Raw genomic sequence first — 17,636 nt, 5'->3', positions numbered from 1 at the left:
TTGCAAACAAACAATGTTTTTAGAATTAAATAAATATTAAAAACATGCAGTTATGATCACTGCATGTTTTTATTAATATTCTGAATTTATTTTATATTAATTGATCAAAAATATCATCACCTGTTTCACTTACAATATCAACACCAAAGTTTCTGGCAACAATATTTCCTAAGGTTCCTAACCCTTCAAAATTAGGTAATACTTTTGGTTTAGTAAATGATTTTGAAAAAATAGTTGCTGGTAAAAATTCCCTAGTGTGGTTGAAACCTGGATAAAGCGGATCATTACCATGATCTGAAGTCATAATTAATAAATCATCTTCATTCATCGCGTTAATTAATTTACCTAGTTTATCATCTAATGATGCAATATTTGATGCAAAGCCACGAACGTTTCTTCGATGACCATAATGTGAATCAAATTGTACTAAATTTGTGAAAATAAATTTATTTTCACCGCCTTTTGTTGCTAAATCAATAGTAATGTCCATTCCATTAGCATCACCTTCACTTGGATAGTGTGTGCTAATTCCTTGACCCACAAAAATGTCATTAATTTTACCAATTGAAATAACCTCAACACCTTTTTCTTGTAAACGGTTTAAAATCATTTCTTGTGGTTTATTTGCATAATCATGACGATTAAAAGTGCGGGTGAAATTACCAAAATCACCAACATATGGGCGAGCAATAATCCGCCCAACATTCCACTCAGGACGAGAAGAACAAATTTCACGCGCTGCTTTAGCGTATTTATATAAATTATCTAAACCAGTTCATTCTTCATGTGCACAAATTTGTAATACTGAATCATTTGAAGTATACACAATTATAGCACCACGTTCCTTTTCTTCATGAGCTAACTCGTTAATAATATCAGTTCCCGATGCAGATTTATTTCCCACAATTGGACGGTTATCTCAAGCTTTTGATAAAGCTTCAATTAAATCTTCTGGGAAACCTGTTTCAGTAAAAGTAGGAAATGGTACTAAAGTTTTAATTCCCATCATTTCCCAGTGTCCAGCTAAGGTATCTTTTGCATTAGATACTTCTTGTACTTTAGCCATATATGCTAAAGGTTTTGATACATGGTAATTCCCATTTAAATCAGTAATATTACCAATTCCTAATTTTCTCCATGTATCTATTTTAAATTCTTCAACCATAGAAGCAGATCTAAGTGTGTTTGCTCCATGATCACCAAAACTCTTTTGGTCACGGTCTGGTCCAATACCTAGTCCGTCTGTGACTATCATAAAAATTCTTTTAAATTTTGCCATAAAATCTCCTATATTAGATTAATAAAAAATATCACATTTGATATTTGTTAATATTATACTATTTTATTCAAATTTTATTGATAAATAATAAAGAAAGATAATGAAAAAGGCTTAATCATTATTAAGCCTTTATTATATTTTTCCCATGATTAGAAAAATGAATTATTGTTTAATTTGTTTTTTATTGCTTGTATCATTTCCTTTTGCTTTCAAGTTGAAAGTCTTGTGTTTTTAAAATTTATCTTATTCTTTAAAAACTCGTATTCATCTGCTGAAATATATTTTTTCATGTCATCAATCGTTTGACACGAACCATTTCAAATATCGTATTCACGTTTTAATTTAGAATTTAATTCATTTAAATTCAATTGGTTATAACTAACGTTTGATTCAAATTTATATTGTGAATTATAAAATTTATTAAAATAATTTTGGGTTTTTAATTTTAAAGTATTTCAAAACCAAGCTTCGTAATTATCAATATTTTGAAGCATATCTTGTGATAACATGTCTAAAAATACCATGAATAATTGATTTCTAATTTCATCTAGTTCAATATTATATTTACGGTATAATCAGTAAATTCTTCAAACTAAATTACGAATTCTTTCATAATATAAATTATCAAAACGATTAATCAAATTATTCGTTGTAATAAGTTTTTTGTCGTGTAACTTTAAAAGCATTATAAATTCAGGACTTAACTTATTAATAAATATCTTATTCATTTTTAGCTAAATAATCAAAAAGCAAAATAGCAGTTGCTACTGATACATTTAATGATTGAACAGTTCCCTTTTGATCAATATAAACTTTAGAGTCACAAACTGATAAAACACTTTTTGAAACTCCTTCACCTTCATTCCCAACTACAATAATAGTTGGGCTATTATACTTAATTTTTGTGTGCGAGGTTGCGCTTTTATCTAATGCACTTGCATAACTTCAATAGCCAGTTTTCTTCAGTTTTGTAATTGTTGCCGATAAACTATTAACGCGATAAAAATTTAAACCTACAAAACCACCAGAAGCTACCTTTAGTGCTGTAGAATTAATTGAAGCAGCATTTTCCTTTGGTAAAATAACATCTTTTACCCCAGCTGCATTTGCACTACGAATAATTGCTCCTAAATTATGTGGATCTTGTATTTTATCTAAGACTAAAACAATTTTAGGTTTATGTTTGATTAAAAACTCAAGATCACGATAGTTTAAGGATTCTAAGTAAGCAATAAATCCTTGGTGATTATCTTTGGTCAATTTATTAAGATAACTAAGTTCTTTTACTTCAACATGAAAATTTTTATTGTTAAATAATTTTAAATTATCTTTATTACTAATTATAATTTTTGAAATTTTCATATTGCTCTTTATCGCATCAATAACTGAATTTTTCCCACACACTAATAATTCTCTCATATATCAACCCCCTTTTTTTCCTATTTTTAGTACTTTTTTATAATAATTTTTCTTTTATTAACACTGATCTTAATTTATCAGCTTCAAAATAGTTTTTATCTTTTAAAAATTCCTGCCATTTTTTGTAAATATTTTTATATTTTTCAAAATTTATTTTCTGAAAATCAAAGCCTAAATCATCAAAAACTTTAATAATTGTGCTAATTAATAATGGATCCTTATTTAAATTTATTGATTTTATTATGTCATTTAAGGTTTTCATAAAAGCAGCAAAATTTAACTCAAAAATATTTTGCATTAATTTTTGATATATTTCTTGATTATAAATATTAAAATTAAGATTATGCAATATACCCATAAAATATATTTTAGTTATTTTAGTTAATATTGTTTCAACATTATTAACTATATTATCATCAATATTTATTATGGATGTATATGAATTTAACAATAAAATAAATTTAAAATGATCAGGAGAATATTTGCTAATAAACTCATTAGCCAATATAATATTATTTAAAGATTTAGACATTTTTTCATTATTTAAATTAATTTGCCCAGTTCTAAGTCATTTTCTAGCTAAGTCTTTTTGATATAATGCATAAAATTGAATATTTTCATTTTCGTGGTGTGGAAATGTTAAATCCACGCCACCCCCATGTAAATCAACTCCACTTGATCCAAAATGCTTATTAATTAATGCAACACATTCAGTATGTCACCCGGGACGACCTAATCCAAAACTAGAATCATATTTAATACCTAAATTTGTTTTTTTTCAAAGTGCAAAATCAGCTTGATTATGTTTTTGAAAACTAGTTTTTTCAAAAACCATATGTTTTAAATTTTGTCCAGATACTTCCCCATAATAATCTTGATATTTATGGGTATCAAACCAAACATTATTATCTAAAACATATGCACTATCCTTTTTAACTAAGCGGCTAATAAAATTATTAATTTCAGTTAAATTAGTTGTTACATATTCTAAGTTTGTAATAGTATTAACATTAAATAATTTTAAAATATTTAAATAATCATCAGAGTATTTTTTAGCAATTTCAGTTTCACTCACACCTTCTTGAATTGCTTTATTAATAATCTTATCATCAATATCAGTAATATTATGCACAAACTTAAAATTAACTTTTAATGCTCTTGCTGCTTTAAGCATTAAATCATAAGTGATAATCGGGCGCATATTACCAATATGTACGTAGTTATACACTGTTGGCCCACATAAATAAACTTTTAACATATTTATATTATAAATATTTTTAAATTTAATACAATTTATATAATTAAAAAAAAAGAAATTAAGGAGCATAATGAACTTAACAAACCAAATTAAAGATTCTTTAAAGAAAGTTGTCTTAAAATTACAAAACGAAAAATATTTTGATTCAAATTTTGATGCAGATCATTTAGTTTTCACCTTATCTGAGCCCAATATTCCTGAAAATAAAAAAACATCTGAAATTGAATTTGATTTTTCTTCAAACCTTGCTTTTATTTTAAAAAAATACACAAAAAATAACCCTTTAGCAGTTGCAAATGTTTTAAAAGAAAAATTAGATAATCTAGATATGTTTGAACTTGTCGAAGTAACAACACCTGGATTTTTAAACTTTGTTTTAAAAAATTCAATTTTAAACAAAGTTTTAAGCAACATTATTTTACAAAACAAAAATTATGGATCCAACTTTGTTAAACCTGAAAAAATTAATGTCGAATTTGTATCTGCAAACCCAACAGGTTTTTTACATGTTGGTCATGTGCGGGGGGCTGTTTTTGGAGATTCACTAATAAGAATTTTAAGATATGCCGGGCACCATGTTGAAGCTGAATATTATGTTAATGATGCTGGAAATCAAATTGATAATTTAGCTAAATCGGTATATATTCGTTACCAAGAACTCTTTGGAATTTACGAGCAAATGCCAGAAGAGTCTTATAAAGGTGATGATATTATTTGAGCTGCAAAACAAATAAAAGACAAAGTTAATGATTATTTTTTAAATAATTTTGCTACTAAAGAAAGTGAGCTAAAATCATTAGCAACCCAAATTTTACTTGATAAAATCAAAGTGGATTTAGGAAAAATTAACATTTATTTTGATACTTTTTCAAGCGAAAAAGCATTAACAACCAAGAATTTAATTAAACCTGTTTTAATTAAATTAAATCCAAATACATACCAAAAAGATGGAGCTTTATTCTTAAATACCACTAAATTCGGCGATGATAAAGATCGTGTATTAATTAAAAGCGATGGATCATATACTTATTTAACACCTGATATTGCTTATCATGAAACTAAATTACAAAAAGCAGATAAATTAATTAATATCTGGGGCGCTGATCATTCTGGATATGTTGCAAGAATGAAAATTTCACTCCAGGCATTAGGTTATGACCCTGATAATATTAATATTTTAATAATCCAATTAGTCAGATTATTAAAAAATGGACAAGAGTTTAAAATGTCTAAGCGTGCTGGAACAAGTGTAACATTAAATGATTTATTAGATGTCGCCTCTTCTGATGCAATTAGGTTTGGTATGCTGACTAGAGAAATTGGCACAAAATATGATTTTAATATTGATCAAGCTAACTTAATGGATGCCTCTAACCCAGTTTATAATTTACAATATGCTCATGCTAGAACCGTATCATTACGTAATAATTTAAAACCTTTTTTAGTTGATCCAAACAATCAAATTACTAATAAAGCCAGAAAATTAATTATTGAATTAGATCAATTCCCAAATTTATTGCAAACTATTGTTAAAACAACAAAAGTAAATTTATTAACTCAATACTTAATAAATTTAACTAATTTATTTAATAGTTTTTATTCACAAACACGTTTAATAAATCACCCACAAGAAGCATATTATAGTGCTTTAGTATATGCTGTTCAAGTGGTGTTTAAAATTGGTTTAAACTTACTTGGAATTAGTGCCCCTAATTTAATGTAAAATAACATAATCATGCGCATAAGAAATTGCATATGATCTTACTTTTCTAATAAATGGATTTTATAAAAAATATTGAAAATTACCTAACTTCATTATTAAAGTTAGGTAGTTTTAGTATAGTTAAATTAAGAGTTTATCATTTCAACTTTTTGACCTTTAGTAAATGTAAACTTATATGTTCCTGTTAGAAGGTTTTGTTTCTTAGGATCTGAATTATCTCATAGACTAGTCAGAGTGTAAGTACCTGTGTTTCATGGATAAAATGGCGCAACTTTGAAAGTAACTTTATCTGCAGTTTGGCTATCTATCCAAGTTTTTCTATTAGATCCGTTTGTAGTATCATCTGCATAAGTATTATTTTCTGCACGTAATTCATATTTAAATAATTTATCTTTTACTTTTTCGTAAATATCTTTATCTGCAACAATTTTGAAAATAATGTAATTTTTGTTTTGAGAGTCAACTTCAACAGTTACACTATCAAATTTTAAAGGTTTTTCTTCAGTAGGTGTTGAATCTGTTGTTTGTTGATCAGTATTGCCAGTGTTTGTACCGTTATTTGTCTTTTCTTGTTCGGGTTCTTTTGGAGATTGGTTAGTAGGTGTACTATTTGAATCTGATGAGTTAGTTTCCCCATTTAAAGTGGTACTGTCAGGTTGTGAAGCAGAGTTGCCAGTGCTAGATTCTGTAGAACCTGGTTCTGCATTGTTTGTAGATCCATTTCCAGAATTACCTGAGGAAGTTTCGTCAGTTTCAGGGTTAGCTTGTCCCCTATCATTTGAAACATCAGTATTGCTGGTTCCACCAGTAGAGTCTACATTATCTTGATCTTGTTTTTGTGTTTCTTGTTGATTGTCTTGTACAGTAGCGTCAGTTGTTTTAGAATTCTCACTACCATTATCTTTTTCAGATTCTAATTCATCTGGTTTTGTTGAACCACCATCTTGTTTATCAGATCCATTATCAGTAGGTGGTGTAGGTTCAGGAACAGAAGGTTTTTCGGGATTATCTGCGCCAGTTGATCCATTATCAGTACCATTGTTTGTCTTTTCCTCATCCTGTTGTTTTACACCAGTTCCAGGTTCTTCTGTTGCTGGATCTTTTGGAGCAGGGGCAGGATTTGGGTCAGTCTTTGGAGGTTCTTGGGTGCCATTATCATTAGCAGGCTCTTTGGTTGGGTCTTTTGGCGTTGGATCAGTAGGACCTGGGTTAGGAGGTACATTTCCTTCTTTAGGTGGTTCTTGGTTAGCATTACTATTAGTTGGATCTTTTGGAGCAGGGTTATTAGTTCCTGGATTCGATGGTTCATTTTCTTCTCTTGGTGGATTAGGATTTACTGGCTCTTCTTATTCTCTATTTTCAATAGGTGGATTTGTAGTTACTGCATCAGTTAATGTTGTAAATGGACGTTTGACATTAAATAATGTGTCATTGTCTACCTTAATGGTATCTAATAAATATGTAGTTCCTTTAGTTAAACCAGTAATAGTAATTTTATATTCATTATCAGCTGGTTTGTTTAAACTTGAAACTGTAAAATTACGAACTGTATCATTAGTTTTTACATTAATTTGGTCATTTGCTTGTAGACCAGTAATTTTAGCGGTGAATTCAGCACTTGTTTGAGTTACTGTAATTTCACTAACATTTTGAATTCTAAATACTCTTTTGTCTGGTTGCTTTGCATTGCACGAAACAGCAGTAATTGTGGAAATAGTAACTAAGTTAGTTGTTATTAATAAAAATTTACGTAATTTCATAACGTATTTTCCTTTCATATAAATATATTTATATAATAATTAATTTGTTTAAAATCAAATTAATAGATTTGTTAATCTACTTTAATTTTAATATATATATAAATAAAGTTGAAAAACTTGACAGTTTAAAAATATTCAAGAGAATTAATTTTTTGTTTGTATTTTTAAAATTTAGTGATATAATTTAGTTCTTAAATTGTTTAATCATAAATATGTATCAAAAATAAAGTGGGATTTTCAAAATCTCACTTTTCAAATAAAATAATTTTATGAGTTTTTTTATAATAACTGTGTCCAAATCATAATGCCAGTTTTATTAAAATATTGAAAATAAATAAGAAAAGTTAAATACAATTTTATCGATTAAAACATTATTTTTTGGTTCTTTTGAAAAAATTGAATAAAAACGATATGAGGCTTCAATTCCTTATTAAAATTTAGAAAAAATGGTTATCCTTTCGATAAGTATCAGTGTTTTTGTATCATACTTAAATTTTATATAATTGCTTTATATAAACAATACAGGTTATATAGGCAAATGCACAACTTAAAAACAATCAAAAATTTAAATATCTGAATAAATTTATATAACCAAAATCCATTATATAAATTTTTATCATTAATTAATAATAATTATACTTTTTTAATATATAATAATAATCAACTTAATAAGCAAGTTAAAACAAAATTAAAAATTCAAAATGGAAAGGCTCAAAATGAAAAACACAACTATGCTCGAGGTAGCGAGCCAATTTGTTTTAAATAATTCAGAACAAAACTTTACTTTTAATGAAATTTTTGAAATAGTTGAACAAGAACTTAAGGAAAATTGAATCAATAAATTCTTAATCAATAATTCAGAAATTTCATATGAAGAAATTAGAGAACGTAAAATGGGAGAATTATATCGTCTATTAACTGTAGACAAAAACTTTTTAAGAAACGATGATGGAACTTGATGTTCTAAACATAAAATTTATTAGGAGATAAGATGGCATTAGTAAACGCAAAAGAAATGTTAAAAAAGGCTAAAGCAGGAAAGTATGCAATTCCTCATATTAATATTAACAACTTAGAATGAGCAAAAGCGGCTTTAATTACAGCACAACAAGAAAACTCACCTATTATTATAGCAACTAGTGAAGGCGCAATTAAATACATGGGAGGGTTTAATGTAGTAAGTGGGATGGTGCTTGGTTTAATCAATGATTTAAACATTACAGTACCTGTTGCGCTTCATTTAGACCATGGATCATATGAGGGAGCAAAACAAGCCATTAAAACTGATGGATATACATCATTAATGTTTGATGGTTCACACTACCCATTTGAACATAACTATGCAAAAACTAAAGAATTAGTTGAATTAGCAAATGAAAGAAATATGTCTTTTGAAGCTGAAGTTGGAACAATTGGTGGGGAAGAAGATGGAATCGTTGGTAATGGCGAATTTGCAGATCCAACTGAAGCAAACAAAATCGCTCAATTAGGAATTGATGTTTTGGCGGCGGGAATAGGTAATATACATGGTCCATACCCCGCTTCATGAAAATCACTTAATTTTGAAAAATTACAAGAAATTTCAGCAGCTGCTGGAATTGGAATTGTACTTCATGGCGGAAGCGGTATTCCTTTAGATCAAATTCAAAAAGCAATTAGTTTAGGTGTAACCAAAATTAATGTTAATACTGAATTACAACAAGCAAACCACAAAGCCCTTAGAACTTATATTGAAAGTGGCAAAGACCTTGAAGGTAAAAACTTTGATCCACGTAAATTATACAAACCTGGTTTTGAAGCAATGTGTGAAACTGTAAAACAAAAAATTCATGAATTAGGTTCAAACAATAAAGCTTAATAAATTGTTTATATAAAAAGAAAATATTTAATTCGAAAGAAATTTATTTAAATTTCAAAACATACATCATGCTTATTTTATAGAAAACCCCACAAGCTAAACCTAAAAAATTGGTAAGCTTGTGGGGTTTTTATTATGAAATTAAAAAGTAAATTTTTAATTCAAACAAAATGCTTTGTTAATAAATTAAGAAAAACTTTTATAAAAAATATTATAATTATTATGTATTATATTTACTAATACAAAATTAAAGCAATAAAGCAATTATAATAGCAAAATATATTTAAAAAAGGAAAATTCTATGAAAAAGGAGTTAAAAAACATGTTTTTAATATGTGAAAGTTTAGCGGGTTTTGGATGCTTTCTAACTTTAACGACCATTAATAATACAATGCAAAAAACTAAAAATCATTATTATCCAGATGCTAACTCTATAGATGACTTAATTGCAGTTACTCACGTGGTTAGAAATGAAAACAATTAAAAAAATCCTTCTTGGAATTATTTCAACAATTACACCTCTAATTACATTAGCTTGCACAAGAATTTCAAACCCTGAAACAGAAATTAACAAAATAAAAATGGAACTTCTTCCAATTCATAAATCTTTTATAAAAAAAAGCCCATTTATTCCCTTAGATTGATTGGAGAATCAGTATCTTGATGTTAAAGAACATAGACAACAAAAATACACAAAAGATGATGGGACTCAAGATTCAATTAATTTCAACTCAGAATTCTTTGATAATTTTCCCAAAGATCCACATAATAAATTCAATAATGCCATAAAAATATCTAGTAAAAATCAATTCGATAAATATATTATTGAAAGATTTAAGGAATTGCATAACTTTGAAGATTTTAACAATAATTTTCAAATTAAAAAATTATTTGAAGAATTATACTTAGATAATCAAGATGTATACAAACTCCTTGAGAACAATGATATTTATATTTGACAACATTTTTCATTAAGTAATGCAAAATGAAACGAACAAACATTTGTTATTCCATTATATGATAAAAATAAAGTTACTCTATTTTTTTTAGGATATCATGTACCGCTAACAAGTAATTCAGTTATACCTGGTGTTTATCCATGGGAGGTCTTCGTGCTCCCTAAAAATTATGAAATTAAAATAAAATTCCTTGAATTCGAGAAAGATGAATCAGGTTTAAATTACCTGTATAGTCTAGAAAAATGATACTATAGAGTCTATAAATCATATTATAAGTAATACCTTTAAACCCCAAAATAAATTTGTAAGGGGTTTAAAGGTATTTTTTAGTCAATTTTTAGTTATGTAGGGTTTTAATATTATTATATAAATATGAAAAGTTTTTTTAGTTTTGTTCTTATATTACTTAACTTTAGTTTAGTATCTTGCGCGCTTAATCCTATAAATAAAAACTATGAACAAATTAAAGTGTTAGAAATAACCGATGGAGATACTATTGAAGTTTTAAACCAAAGTAGGCAAAAAGAAATTATACGCCTCTACGGTGTTGATACTCCTGAAACACTAAAACCTCGTTATAATGATGATCAATTAGCTAAATATGAAGATCAATATGCTAAACTTGCTAAGCGAATGCTTATTAGTAAAATTAATAGCAATGCAAATATTTTTATTCAAAGAGTTACTACTGATTCTTATAAGCGCACCGTTGCCCTAGTTTATTATAATAATAATTTTAATTATTCCATTAATTCATTAATAAATTCATGGTTAATTTCCGAAGGTTTAGCCAGAGTTGCTTTTATTCAGGCAGAAAATCCTAAAAAACCTTACTATACACAAACAAAAGAGCAATTTGAATATTATAAAACAATTATAGAATTGGAAAATATCTCTAAAACTACTAAAAAAGGTTTTTGAAAAGAGTCTATTAACGATGTATTTTATAAAAAATTACAGTAATCCATGGTTTATGTTATAATATATTTATATATTATAACATTCATAAAATTAATCAAAATGGAGGTTTAAATGGAAGATAAGAAGCAAAAATACGATGCAAGTGCTATTGCGCATTTAGAAGGTTTAGAACATGTTCGTAAACGTCCTGGGATGTACATTGGTTCAACATCAAAAGCAGGATTACACCATTTAGTATGAGAAATAGTAGATAACTCAGTTGATGAAGCAATGGCTGGTTTTGCCAACAAAATTAATATTACAATTACAAAAGATAACGAAATAAAAGTTCAAGATAATGGACGGGGAATTCCTGTTGGAATCCACCCACAATTTAATATTAGTGCCTTAGAAGTTGTTTTAACTAAATTAAATGCTGGTGGAAAATTTGAATCAGGTGCTTACAAAGTTAGTGGTGGATTGCATGGAGTAGGAGCTAGTGTTGTTAATGCCTTAAGTTCAAAATTAGAAGCATGGGTTAAGCGTGATGGTAAGATTTACTATGCTAAATTTGAAAATGGTGGAAATACTGTGCATCCAACAAATGTTATTGGTGAATATGAAGGCGATGAATCAGGTACTACTATTCAATTTACTCCTGATTATACAATAATGGAACAAATGCCATTTGATAAAAGTTTAATTATTGATCATGCACGTCAAATTGCATACCTAAATAAAGGTTTATTTGTATCAGTTGCTGATGAAAGAGATGAAAGCTATGTTGAATACCAATATAATAATGGTATTATTGACTATGTTAGCGAATTAACGAAACGTTCATTACCATTAACAAATATTATTTATGCAAGTAATTCATATAAATATCGCCAGGAAATAAATTCAAGGGAAATTAATATTGAAGTTGAAGTTGCTATGCAATATTTAAATGATCTGTATCGATCTAATTTAATTTCCTATACTAATAATATTTCTACCCATGAAGGTGGATCACATTTAACTGGATTTTATGATGCAATTATGAGGCTAGTTAATAACTATGCTTTAGAAAAAAACTTCATTAAAAATGAAAATGATCGCTTTACCCGTGAAGATTTAGTTGAAGGTATTGTTGCTGTTATTTCAATAAAACACCCTGAACCACAATTTGAAGGGCAAACAAAAGGAAAACTTGGTTCAAAAGATGCCCGTAAAGCTGTGAATGAAGTTTTTTCACAAGTCTTTGAACGTTTTTTAAATGAAAATCCTGATTTAGCTAAAAAAATTCTTGAAAAAGCAAGTTCAGCACGTAGAGCAAGAATTGCATCAACTGCTGCTAGAGATAAAGAACGTAAAAAACTTCCATTTGAAACTGGTTCAATGCCTGGTAAATTAGCCCCGTGTTCATCAAAAAATGCTGAAATTTGTGAACTTTTCATTGTTGAGGGTCAATCTGCTGGTGGTTCAGCTAAAATGGGACGCGACAAAGTTTTTCAAGCTATTTTACCCCTTAAAGGTAAAATCCTTAATACCGAAAGAGCAAGACTCGAAAGCATCCTTAAAAACGAAGAAATTATGTCTTTAATTACTGCTATGGGTGCTGGACTCGACAGCAATTTTAATATCAATAAATTAAGATATCATAAAATTATTATTATGACTGATGCTGATGTAGATGGAGCCCACATCCGCACCTTGCTACTAACCTTCTTTTATAGATATTTTAAACCCCTTATTGAATATGGATTTATATATATAGCACAACCTCCTTTATTCAAAATTCAACAAAATAAAAATATTTACTATGCATTTAATGAAAAAGAACGTAGTGAAATTATCGCGACTTTAAACCCTAACATCAAAATTACAATTCAACGTTATAAAGGACTAGGTGAAATGGATGCTCAACAGCTACGTGAAACAACCATGCTTCCAGAAAAGCGTAAAATGCTTCAAGTGCAAATTGAAGATGCATATCGTGCTGATCGCATCTTTGAGACCTTAATGAGTGAGAATGTGGAACCTCGTCGTGATTTTATCTCACAAAATGCAAAATACGTGCAAAATATTGACTTATAATTCAAAAATACATTCAAAGATAATTGAATGTATTTTTTCTTATTTTAAAGTATATAAAAAATACAAACAAATGTTTGCATTTTAAGTTAATTATAGCCCATTGTAATATCAGACTGCTAAAATAACAACAACAGCTAATAAGATTACATATCCTAAGGCATATAGGATAAGTGCTCAGAATCCAACTGGTCATCCTTCATTTGTAGCTGGAGCGTCAACTGGTTTTTCAACAATTACTTCCTTTACTACTTCTTTTACAACTTCAACAGGTTTTTCTACTACCACTTCTTTAATAACTTGAACTGGTACTTCTTTTACAATTTCAATTGGTTTTTCAACAATTACTTCTTTAATAACTTCAACTGGGCGGTCGATAACTTTTTCAACGACCACTTCTTGCACTACTTCTTGGACACTTGGAACTAATTTTTCAACAGTTTCAAATGATTCAAATACCACAAAGTGTGATTTTTTACATGAATTAGGTGAAAGAGTGTATTTATAGTCTTGTTCCGGTACAAATGCAACATGCTTATTACCATATAATACAAATGATAGCACACGTGCTAAACGTGACTCTGGTGTTTGTTCTTTGTAATAAATAAAGGTTTCAGGAACATAAGTAAGGTCTTCAGATCCTTTAATCTTACTTGAAAGTAATTTTGTTGAGGCTGCTAATGATTTAGCAACTAATTTTAGTAATCTTTTATCTTCTGGTAATTCTAATTCTAATGCTAATGATTTTTCAGCATTTAAAACATTTCTCAGTTGTTCTTCAATTTCTCTGAAGTCTCTAACAGATGTAACTAAGTCTTGTGGGTATGAAAGTGCGATAGCTTCAAGGTTTTTAGCATATAAAGCTAATGAACGAAGTTTAGTTGCTTTGCATCCTTCATAGAAATATACATATCTAACTTTATCACAATCTTTAATTGGACATGCACCTTGTGAAGGTACTTCTTTGTTGACAATTACTTCCTTAATAACTTCAACTGGTTTTTCTACTACTTTTTCAACAACAACTTCTTTCACTACCTCAACCGGGCGATCAACTAAAACTTCACGAATAATTTCAACAGGTATTTCTTTTAAAACTTCTTTTTCGATGTAAACTGGTACTTCTTTCACTACTTCGTGAACTTTTTGTTCAACAACTGTTTTAGTTACCATTGATCTATTTCTTAGTTCGTGAATTTCTTTAAGTAAAGCTTCTTTATCTTGGTTAGTATCTTGTAGTTTATTTTTAAGTTCTTCAATTTCTTTGGCAGATTTACCATCAAGGTTTTTTAATAATTCATCTAATGAATTTAATTCTTTAGTTAATTCTTCAATTTTAACATCTTTAGAATTTTTTCTTACAGGTGGAATAAAGTCGTCAACTGCAGGGAAATAAGTAGTATGATCATCTAAAATTTTATAATCAACATTTGGTTCTAAAGTTGCTAAATGATTTTCAACTTCAAAGAAATTAATTGTATTAAATTCAGTTAAATTAATTTCTTTAGAAGTTTCCCCATAAGATAATTTACCATCGTATTTGTCAACTTCTAGTTCGTATTCTAATACACCGTCTTTGTTAAAGACACCATATACGTGCCCTCCTCAGATTTTTTTAGGTGTATGGAATTGTGCTCATGATTCATATCTTAATGATAAGAATCAGTTTAAAGCATCCTTACGAGTTTTAAAAACTCCTAATGCAGTTTTAACCTTTGGGTGTCTTAAAACTCAAGGAAATTGCTTATTTTGAGTTGGTTTGTATTCGCATAATATACGTTTCATATATTGCTCCTTTGTTCTATTATAATAATTAAGTATTAATAGTTTCTTAAAATGAATTAAATTTTAATTAATAATATTATAAAGTTTTTTTTATGATTGTAAAACGTTTTTTTAAATATTACAGCCATAACAAACAAAAACAATTTATTAATTGGAAATGTCACATGCAAGTTTTTTGCATGTGACATTGTTTTTGTCTGCCTTGTAATAAAATAGTTGTATTAATAAATTTTAAAAAAATGAAAGGAGACTTTAAAATTATATGAAAAATTTAGAAAAATATATTTGTGTTTTTGACAAATATCGAAAAGAAAATAAATATCAACATTTTAAAATCGAAGAGAATTACAACACTATCTTGAAAATGCAAGGAGCTCTTGAGTCGCATCGAAAATTAAGATCAGACCAAATAGATCTAGAACAACTTTATAATATTTTACAAGAACTTTCTGAAGGCTTCTCAATCCAAGAAGTAGCCAAGATTTTTGATAGAGACATTCGAAGTATAAAAAGTAAAATCCAAATTATTACAAATCGCAGACTACTTAGTTTAGATAAACAAAATCGCTATGTTTGTCCTAAGTGCTCAAAAAGAGTAATGCGTGTTAAAACCCTTAATTTTACTAAACTATACGAACATTTATTAGGTTATTCATTTTCGCGACTCTTTTTTGTAAGTGATGCAATTAAAGAGAAATGAAAGGCCTACAGAAAATATTGGTATAGTGAACTTAATACATACAATAAAAATAGAAACAAAAAGAATTTGCAGCAAAAAGAAGTTAAGAAATCAGTTACCTATCTTGTTAATTCTTTTAAAAAATTATCCCCTGATGAATTTGCTCCTTCGCCTAGTACAATTTATAAAATAATTAAAAAATACCCTTATTTCCTTGATTTTGACCATATTGTTAAAAAATCTGAAGGCAAATATGGCATAAGGAAGCAAAAACAAACCAAACCTAAAACATTAAAATATGCTACAGAAATTTCAAAACGTCCAGCTTATATTAATGATCGCTCTGAACACGGCCATTTTGAATTAGACACCGTTATTGGTAAAATCAATGATACATATTGTATTGTAACCATAATTGAACGGCAAACCAGAATGTCTTATGCTATGCTCTCAAAACGCAACTCCAAAGCTATCAAACAAACTCTTGTCAAACTAATCAAGAAACATAACTTAGACATTAAAACTTTAACTGTTGATAATGGTAGTGAGAATGTATTATTGCACCAGGTCATTCCAACTGAAAGATTATTTAAATGCCAACCATATAGTTCATGACAAAAAGGTTCAATAGAAAATATGCACCGCTTAATTAGGTATTACATTCCCAAAGGAAAAAGCTTAGATAAATACTCTCAGCAAGAAATTGATTATATGATGGATAAAATAAATAACTACCGACAAGTTGTACGGCAATATAAGATAACCTAAAAATTTTTTAAATCCCCCGCCTTTGATTGCAATCAAAGGGGCCTTACTTTTGACAAAAGTAAGCAAAACCGCCGAGAAAACACTGCCGTGTTTTCTGTTTTCTCATACATTTTTTTATATAAAAATTATGTTAAAATTAAAAGACAATTATTTTGTTAATATCTCGCAAGTGACTTTTCCAAAAAAGAAACAAAAACAATTTAATTAAGATAAATATAAACTTTAAAAAATATAGTAAAATATTAATAACTTATGAAAATCATTACAACAAATAAAAATGCAAAACGTGATTATGAGATTTTAAAAACATTTGAGGCTGGAATGTCCTTAGCTGGTTGAGAAGTTAAGAGTGCCAGGGCTTCTGAAGTTGCATTAACAAATTCATTTTGTTCAATATATAAAAATGAATTATGACTTAAAGAATCATTTTTTAAACAATATATGCAAGTAAAATGTAATGAAACTCAAGATCGAAAATTACTAATGCATAAAAATGAGATTCGTAAGTTAAAATTTAAATTAGAATCTCAACCCTTAACATTAATTCCTTTAAAAATGTATTTTAACAAGAATTCCCTTGTTAAAATAGAGTTAGCCTTAGCAAGAGGTTTAAAAAAATACGACAAACGGGCAAAACTCGCTAAAGAAGAAGTTAATAAAAAGATTCTCAAAACCTTAAAAAACTATTAGATCTGGGGATATAATGGTTTCGACATGTATGGGTTCTTAGTTATTGCAGTAGTGTGGGAGACTATAATTCCTACTAGGCTTTCTTAAACGGAAAATCTGAAGATAAAGTTGCTACATTAAGCATGTACCAACAACAAGCAAATCTTGCATTCGCTTAATAAATAGCATGCAAGTTGTTTAATTAATGCTCCTTAAGTTAGTTAAACAAGGCTTTTAAGGATAGTTATTAAAGTTGCGACTTAATAATGAGATTAGCATAATAATATAAGTTGTTTTGGTTATTTTTTGCTTATATTATTATTAAAATAACCTAAACTGTAGAAGTAGCTAAGTATTCATATGTGGACAGGGGTTCAACTCCCCTTATCTCCACCAAAATTACAAAAGTAAAAAAAGTTTTAATTTTAGACCAAAAGGTATTTACCCCAATTAAATAAGGAAAATTCCTTATTTAATTGGGGTAAAAATTGTCTTTTACAATA

Annotated in this window: 15 protein-coding genes and 1 other RNA gene; 11 read left to right on the top strand and 5 right to left on the bottom strand. The window is 28.1% G+C overall.

Annotated elements, in window-relative coordinates; genetic code table 4:
- Positions 1-91: 91 nt before the first annotated feature.
- From AC0B4N_RS01875 to AC0B4N_RS01860, 4 genes are all read right to left on the bottom strand, one after another.
- Positions 92-1,279 carry a phosphopentomutase gene (locus AC0B4N_RS01875; protein WP_465102191.1) on the bottom strand — a complete coding sequence of 396 codons (1,188 nt, stop codon included), beginning with the start codon at positions 1,277-1,279 and terminating at the stop codon, positions 92-94.
- Positions 1,280-1,428: 149 nt separating this feature from the next.
- Positions 1,429-1,920 (bottom strand): hypothetical protein, encoded by a 492-nt coding sequence (locus AC0B4N_RS01870; protein ID WP_465102190.1) that lies wholly within the window; start codon positions 1,918-1,920, stop codon positions 1,429-1,431.
- A gap of 79 nt (positions 1,921-1,999) precedes the next feature.
- Positions 2,000-2,698, bottom strand: coding sequence for a 23S rRNA (guanosine(2251)-2'-O)-methyltransferase RlmB (gene rlmB, locus AC0B4N_RS01865; RefSeq protein WP_465101346.1), 699 nt, complete (start codon positions 2,696-2,698; stop codon positions 2,000-2,002).
- 37 nt (positions 2,699-2,735) lie between these two features.
- Positions 2,736-3,956, bottom strand: coding sequence for a class I tRNA ligase family protein (locus AC0B4N_RS01860; protein WP_465102189.1), 1,221 nt, complete (start codon positions 3,954-3,956; stop codon positions 2,736-2,738).
- Positions 3,957-4,026: 70 nt separating this feature from the next.
- On the opposite strand from AC0B4N_RS01860, the gene argS reads away from it, so the two are divergent.
- From argS to AC0B4N_RS01820, 8 genes are all read left to right on the top strand, one after another.
- A complete protein-coding gene (argS, locus tag AC0B4N_RS01855) occupies positions 4,027-5,679 on the top strand; it encodes an arginine--tRNA ligase (RefSeq protein WP_465102188.1) in 1,653 nt (550 codons plus the stop codon).
- A gap of 675 nt (positions 5,680-6,354) precedes the next feature.
- The gene (locus AC0B4N_RS01850) at positions 6,355-7,461 is read left to right on the top strand and encodes a hypothetical protein (protein ID WP_465102187.1); all 1,107 of its coding nucleotides are present in this window, start codon (positions 6,355-6,357) and stop codon (positions 7,459-7,461) included.
- 679 nt (positions 7,462-8,140) lie between these two features.
- Positions 8,141-8,422 (top strand): DNA-directed RNA polymerase subunit delta, encoded by a 282-nt coding sequence (gene rpoE / locus AC0B4N_RS01845; RefSeq protein ID WP_465102186.1) that lies wholly within the window; start codon positions 8,141-8,143, stop codon positions 8,420-8,422.
- Positions 8,423-8,430: 8 nt separating this feature from the next.
- Positions 8,431-9,297 carry a class II fructose-1,6-bisphosphate aldolase gene (fba, locus tag AC0B4N_RS01840; protein WP_465102185.1) on the top strand — a complete coding sequence of 289 codons (867 nt, stop codon included), beginning with the start codon at positions 8,431-8,433 and terminating at the stop codon, positions 9,295-9,297.
- Positions 9,298-9,619: 322 nt separating this feature from the next.
- On the top strand, positions 9,620-9,781 hold the full coding sequence (locus AC0B4N_RS01835) for a hypothetical protein (RefSeq protein WP_465102184.1): 162 nt from the start codon (positions 9,620-9,622) through the stop codon (positions 9,779-9,781).
- Complete coding sequence (locus AC0B4N_RS01830; RefSeq protein WP_465102183.1) at positions 9,768-10,535, top strand: hypothetical protein; 768 nt, start codon at positions 9,768-9,770, stop codon at positions 10,533-10,535. Before AC0B4N_RS01835 ends, AC0B4N_RS01830 begins: the two co-directional genes overlap by 14 nt.
- 93 nt (positions 10,536-10,628) lie before the next feature.
- Positions 10,629-11,219 (top strand): thermonuclease family protein, encoded by a 591-nt coding sequence (locus AC0B4N_RS01825; RefSeq protein WP_465102182.1) that lies wholly within the window; start codon positions 10,629-10,631, stop codon positions 11,217-11,219.
- Between the two features lie 69 nt (positions 11,220-11,288).
- Positions 11,289-13,235, top strand: a complete 1,947-nt coding sequence (locus AC0B4N_RS01820; RefSeq protein WP_465102181.1) for a DNA topoisomerase subunit B — start codon at positions 11,289-11,291, stop codon at positions 13,233-13,235.
- Positions 13,236-13,325: 90 nt separating this feature from the next.
- Here AC0B4N_RS01820 and AC0B4N_RS01815 read toward each other — a convergent pair whose 3' ends face one another.
- Positions 13,326-15,017 (bottom strand): MAG3090 family protein, encoded by a 1,692-nt coding sequence (locus AC0B4N_RS01815; protein ID WP_465102180.1) that lies wholly within the window; start codon positions 15,015-15,017, stop codon positions 13,326-13,328.
- 262 nt (positions 15,018-15,279) lie between these two features.
- Here AC0B4N_RS01815 and AC0B4N_RS01810 point away from each other — a divergent pair, with 262 nt between their 5' ends.
- The 3 genes from AC0B4N_RS01810 (at position 15,280) to ssrA (ending at position 17,529) form a co-directional block, all read left to right on the top strand.
- Entirely contained in the window at positions 15,280-16,464 is a 1,185-nt protein-coding gene (locus tag AC0B4N_RS01810; RefSeq protein ID WP_465101920.1) for an IS30 family transposase, read from the top strand.
- 252 nt (positions 16,465-16,716) lie between these two features.
- Positions 16,717-17,154 (top strand): SsrA-binding protein, encoded by a 438-nt coding sequence (gene smpB, locus AC0B4N_RS01805; protein WP_465102179.1) that lies wholly within the window; start codon positions 16,717-16,719, stop codon positions 17,152-17,154.
- Positions 17,155-17,158: 4 nt separating this feature from the next.
- Positions 17,159-17,529: a transfer-messenger RNA gene (ssrA, locus tag AC0B4N_RS01800) on the top strand.
- Positions 17,530-17,636 lie beyond the last annotated feature (107 nt).

The organism is Mycoplasma sp. 13536, assembly GCF_055523495.1.
Note: the sequence above shows the minus strand (reverse complement) of the source record. Positions and strands in the feature narration are given on the sequence as shown.